Source organism: Paenibacillus sp. AR247, assembly GCF_002968895.1.
Taxonomy (GTDB): Bacteria; Bacillota; Bacilli; order Paenibacillales; family Paenibacillaceae; genus Paenibacillus_AQ; species Paenibacillus_AQ favisporus.
On sequence record NZ_PCZT01000011.1, the window covers coordinates 42,762 to 47,078 of the forward strand.

At 52.5% G+C, this 4,317-nt stretch carries 6 protein-coding genes and 1 pseudogene; 5 read left to right on the top strand and 2 right to left on the bottom strand.

The window, feature by feature from the left end; translation table 11 throughout:
• The 3 genes from acnA to CPT76_RS37640 all read left to right on the top strand — a co-directional run.
• Positions 1–1,303: aconitate hydratase AcnA (gene acnA / locus CPT76_RS20880; RefSeq protein ID WP_146116377.1), on the top strand; the 1,303-nt coding region annotated here is incomplete at its 5' end.
• 339 nt (positions 1,304–1,642) lie between these two features.
• Positions 1,643–2,002: a hypothetical protein gene (locus CPT76_RS20885; protein ID WP_105444334.1), complete on the top strand. Its 360-nt coding sequence runs from the start codon at positions 1,643–1,645 to the stop codon at positions 2,000–2,002.
• Between the two features lie 154 nt (positions 2,003–2,156).
• Positions 2,157–2,297, top strand: coding sequence for a hypothetical protein (locus tag CPT76_RS37640; protein WP_181152978.1), 141 nt, complete (start codon positions 2,157–2,159; stop codon positions 2,295–2,297).
• 122 nt (positions 2,298–2,419) lie between these two features.
• On the opposite strand, the gene CPT76_RS20890 is transcribed toward CPT76_RS37640, so the two are convergent.
• Complete coding sequence (locus tag CPT76_RS20890) at positions 2,420–2,983, bottom strand: DUF1700 domain-containing protein (RefSeq protein ID WP_105444335.1); 564 nt, start codon at positions 2,981–2,983, stop codon at positions 2,420–2,422.
• On the bottom strand, positions 2,980–3,324 hold the full coding sequence (locus tag CPT76_RS20895) for a PadR family transcriptional regulator (RefSeq protein WP_105444336.1): 345 nt from the start codon (positions 3,322–3,324) through the stop codon (positions 2,980–2,982). The genes CPT76_RS20890 and CPT76_RS20895 overlap by 4 nt, the downstream gene beginning before the upstream one ends.
• A gap of 360 nt (positions 3,325–3,684) precedes the next feature.
• Here CPT76_RS20895 and CPT76_RS20900 point away from each other — a divergent pair, with 360 nt between their 5' ends.
• Together CPT76_RS20900 and CPT76_RS37645 are read left to right on the top strand one after the other, a co-directional pair.
• Positions 3,685–4,083 carry a GntR family transcriptional regulator gene (locus CPT76_RS20900; protein WP_076175816.1) on the top strand — a complete coding sequence of 133 codons (399 nt, stop codon included), beginning with the start codon at positions 3,685–3,687 and terminating at the stop codon, positions 4,081–4,083.
• Positions 4,083–4,317 (top strand): annotated as a pseudogene (locus CPT76_RS37645) (DUF1648 domain-containing protein); the annotation flags it as partial. The gene CPT76_RS20900 and the pseudogene CPT76_RS37645, both read left to right, overlap by 1 nt.

Genomic DNA, 4,317 nt, shown 5'->3' on the forward strand with positions numbered 1-4,317 from the left:
GGGATACGTGAAAAGCAGCTTGACTCCGGGTTCCCTCGTGGTTACCGATTACCTGGAAAAAGCCGGACTGCTTGAATCGCTCGAAGCCCTCGGCTTCTACGTAGCAGGCTACGGCTGCGCTACATGTATCGGGAACTCCGGTCCGCTTCCGGACGAAGTGAGCCAGGCCATCACCGACAACGACATGACCGTCGCTGCCGTACTGTCTGGTAACCGTAACTTTGAAGGACGCGTGCATGCTCAGGTCAAAGCCAACTACCTGGCTTCGCCGCCGCTCGTTGTTGCTTATGCGCTGGCAGGTACGGTCAACATCGACCTGCAGAACGATCCGATCGGTTACGATCCGAACAACCAGCCGGTTTATCTGAAAGATATCTGGCCGACTTCCGCGGAAATCAGAGAAGCGATCGGCTTGTCCGTCAGCCCTGAAGCGTTCCGCCGCAAATACGCGAATGTGTTTACCGCCAACGAGCGCTGGAATGCGATTCCGGTTCCGGAAGGCGAGCTGTACGAGTGGGACGACAAGTCCACGTACATTCAGAACCCTCCGTTCTTCGAGAATCTCGCAAACGGCTTGGCCGACATCGAGGATATCAAGTCCGCACGCGTGCTTGCCCTGCTGGGTGACTCCGTCACGACGGACCACATCTCCCCTGCCGGCAACATTTCGCCGACCAGCCCTGCAGGTCTGTACCTGAAGGAGCACGGCGTTGAACGCAAGGACTTCAACTCTTACGGTTCCCGCCGCGGTAACCACGAGGTCATGATGCGCGGTACGTTCGCGAACATCCGCATCCGCAACCAAGTGGCACCGGGCACCGAAGGCGGCGTTACGACTTACCTGCCTACGGACGAAGTCGTGTCTATCTATGATGCTTCCATGAAGTATCAGGACAACGGACAGAACCTGGTCGTTATTGCCGGTAAAGAATACGGTACGGGAAGCTCCCGCGACTGGGCGGCCAAAGGTACGTTCCTGCTCGGCGTCAAAGCCGTTATCGCCGAAAGCTTTGAGCGGATTCACCGCAGCAATCTCGTCGGCATGGGCGTGCTTCCGCTGCAGTTCCAGGAAGGCCATGGCTGGAGCAGCCTGGGCCTCACCGGCCGCGAAACGTTCGACATTGTCGGACTCAGCAACGACATCAAGCAGGGCGAGAGCCTGACCGTCACCGCTACACGCGAAGACGGCACCAAGTTCGAATTCCCGGTAACGGCCCGTCTGGACAGCATGGTCGACGTGGATTACTACCACAACGGCGGCATTCTGCAAACCGTGCTGCGTCAAATGATCGCCAACCAATAATTTAGGTTTAAATAGGAAAGCCCCGCAGTGCCATGGACATGGCCTGCGGGGCTTTTTTGGATAATACATCCCTAATCGTTGATGCCGTGGGATATTGAATAACTGTCGATAATAACAATCGTATCCACGATTCCGTCGTACTCCAGCGCGCTGAAGGTCAGCTAGATTTTTGGCTTCCTTATCGTTCTTGGGCTTGTTCTCCTCCAGAAGCACCCGCTTTTTCATATCAAAAACATACGATAATTGGGAATCCGGTATGGTCGGCATATGAACATCCCCGTAAATCCTCTCGAACTGGTCTTTATGCATGCCGATCTCGGCATTTAAGGCAGTTTTATAATGATCCTTCGCTTCTTCCTCCAGCCGGAGAGCGGCAACCTTGCCGTCCCGATAAAATGCGTAAACACCGAAGCCGTATTCAAACTCTCCCTTTCTCCTTTCTTTGCCTTGGCCCAATACGGCCTCAGCGTCCGCCTGCTTCATGCCATAGTACACCTTCCGTCCGTCCGCCTTGCTGACAATGCCCAAGTCTTCCACGGTGAGCTTCTTTTCATCCTTTTCGCTGCTGCTGCAGCCTCCCAATGCTATGATGAACAAGATCAGAAGAACGCACGCGGTTCTCATAAATCCCCCCCCTTTTTAAATTTACTAAATTTTACAACAAATGGGGTGGTTCGCCAATCACCATTTCCGGACTAAAAAAAACGTCACCTGCTGTTTCATTCTTTTGGCAGAAGGGTAAAAAATAACAAAATCGGTCCGTTTACAGACCTGATCCGTTTTCGGCAGCCGGAAATAAACATCCTTTCATGAACATCCATTTTAAAATCCATGGCACAAGGAGGCCTGCAGGATGATTCATATGCATGGCATCATGCCCTATCACCCGTCATACCCTAAGCCGCAGCCCGTTACCCGGCCGGTGAAGGAAGATGCGGATAAGCAGAAGAGCTTTCAAGAGATTTTGCAGGAGAAGATCAACCAGAACCGCTGATGCTCCAGTTCTCTGCGGCCAGGCGTCAGGCGGAATCACGTCCGTTAACTACAAAAATTAAAGAGACCGCGCGCTTATGCGTACGGTCTTTTTCCGTTCTGATTAAATTGAATTGAAAATGCCTATGCCGATACCCGGCCGCCCGGCAGTGATCTTCGATATTGACTGGACAGAAAGGCCATATACTTTTTAAGCCCGATCCAGCTGAAGTACGCGATCCCCCCGATGATAGCGCCGACGACTGCGGCAACCACCATGCTGTATTCCGTCGGGACCTCCATACCGGGTACGCCCATGCTGATCCAAGTCGCACCGAAAGTGCGGATGAGGCCCGCGGCCAGAATCAACAGTGTGCAAAAGCCAAAGCCGTAGGCAATCACGGCAAGGACCGGGATGACCATGATGCTCAGCAGCCCTGTCGTGCAGTAGAACAACGCCATAGCCAAAATATCGCGGAAAGATCCACTCCGATGCCCCTCGACGAAGTGCTGGCTCCTGTACGCCTTGGCGAGCTTGCGGGGATCGCCCAAACGCGACAGGATCGCCGCCTCCGGCTGCCCGTTCGCGATACCCTCTGCAATATGGCTCTCGATTTCCATAACGGCATCCATCCGCTCTTCATCGGGAAGCTTCTCCAAGTACTTGTTCAATTTCTCTAAATAAGACCTTCCATATGGGCTGATCATAAGATCTCTCCTCCATAGATTTGAATTTGATCGACGCTCCGGCTGATCTTGTTCCATTCCGCAGACATCATCTCCACAAGCCGGTGCCCCGTAGGGGTAAGGCTGTAATATTTGCGCGGCGGTCCTGCCTCCGATTCCTTCCAGAACGATTCGATGTATTGATCCTTTAGCAGCCGCCGAAGCAGCGGATAGAGCGTTCCCTCCGTCACGGCAAGCGGCTCCCACTGATCCAGCAGCGTCACAAGCTCGTATCCGTATCTCGGCTGCTTCGCGATAAGCTGCAAAATGCAGTATTCCAGGATGCCTCTGCGGACCTGTGAAGTCCATTCCGACATTTCCATTCGTTTGTCCGCTCCCTTCGTCACCATAATAACACCAGGTACTTTGCATTGCAAGGTACTATGTCAAAATAGTTCCGAAAACTAATTACAGTCATACGCGCGATGGTTCTGCGAACTATTTACAACGATATGTCCATTAGTTTGGCGAACTGATTTCAGTCATGCGTCCATGAATTTGGTGAAACATTTATAACCATACTTGCGCTAGTTTGGCGAACTATTTACAATCACACGTGCACTGGGTTGGTTGAACTATTTACAATCGTACGCGCAACTGTTATATTTGTTGTATAACAGATGTTCATAATCTAACAATAAAATTTGAACTACGCAGCATGTTGATGAAAGGAGGGCTCATCATTGATTATCCGGTTGGATATGCAGTCCGACGTGCCCATTTACACACAGCTCATGAATCAGATCATCGAAGGGATCGCCAGCAAACAGCTGGCCCCGGGCGAGTATCTTCCCTCCGTCCGCAGCCTTGCCTCAGATATCGGCGTGAACCTGCACACCGTCAATAAGGCTTACACGCTGCTCAAGCAGGAAGGATTTATTCAAATTCACCGGCAAAAAGGGGTCGTCGTGAACCCCGACGGCATGCCGGGAATCACCCCTGATTATCAACACAAACAGGAAGCTCAGCTTAGACCCGTCATCGCCGAAGCCATTTGCCGGGGCATGGATAAAGCGGAGCTGCTGCGGATTGTGGAAAGCTTTTATGACGAAATCACCCAAGAACCAAAGGAGAATGCCTAATGTACTGGATATCCGTTTTGTTTCTGATCGCCATGTTCGTTCCCCTGTCGCTGTCTCTGATCTGCATGCCTTATTTGACGCGGGAAACCGTCAGCTTCGGCGTATCGGTCAGCGAAGCCGTGTATCACAGCGCTCCGCTGCGCCGCATGCGCAGGCAGTATGTATGGGCCAGCTCAGTCTCATATGGCGTGTTGTTGATCGCCTGCCTCCTCGCCATGCTGACTGTGCCGGAAA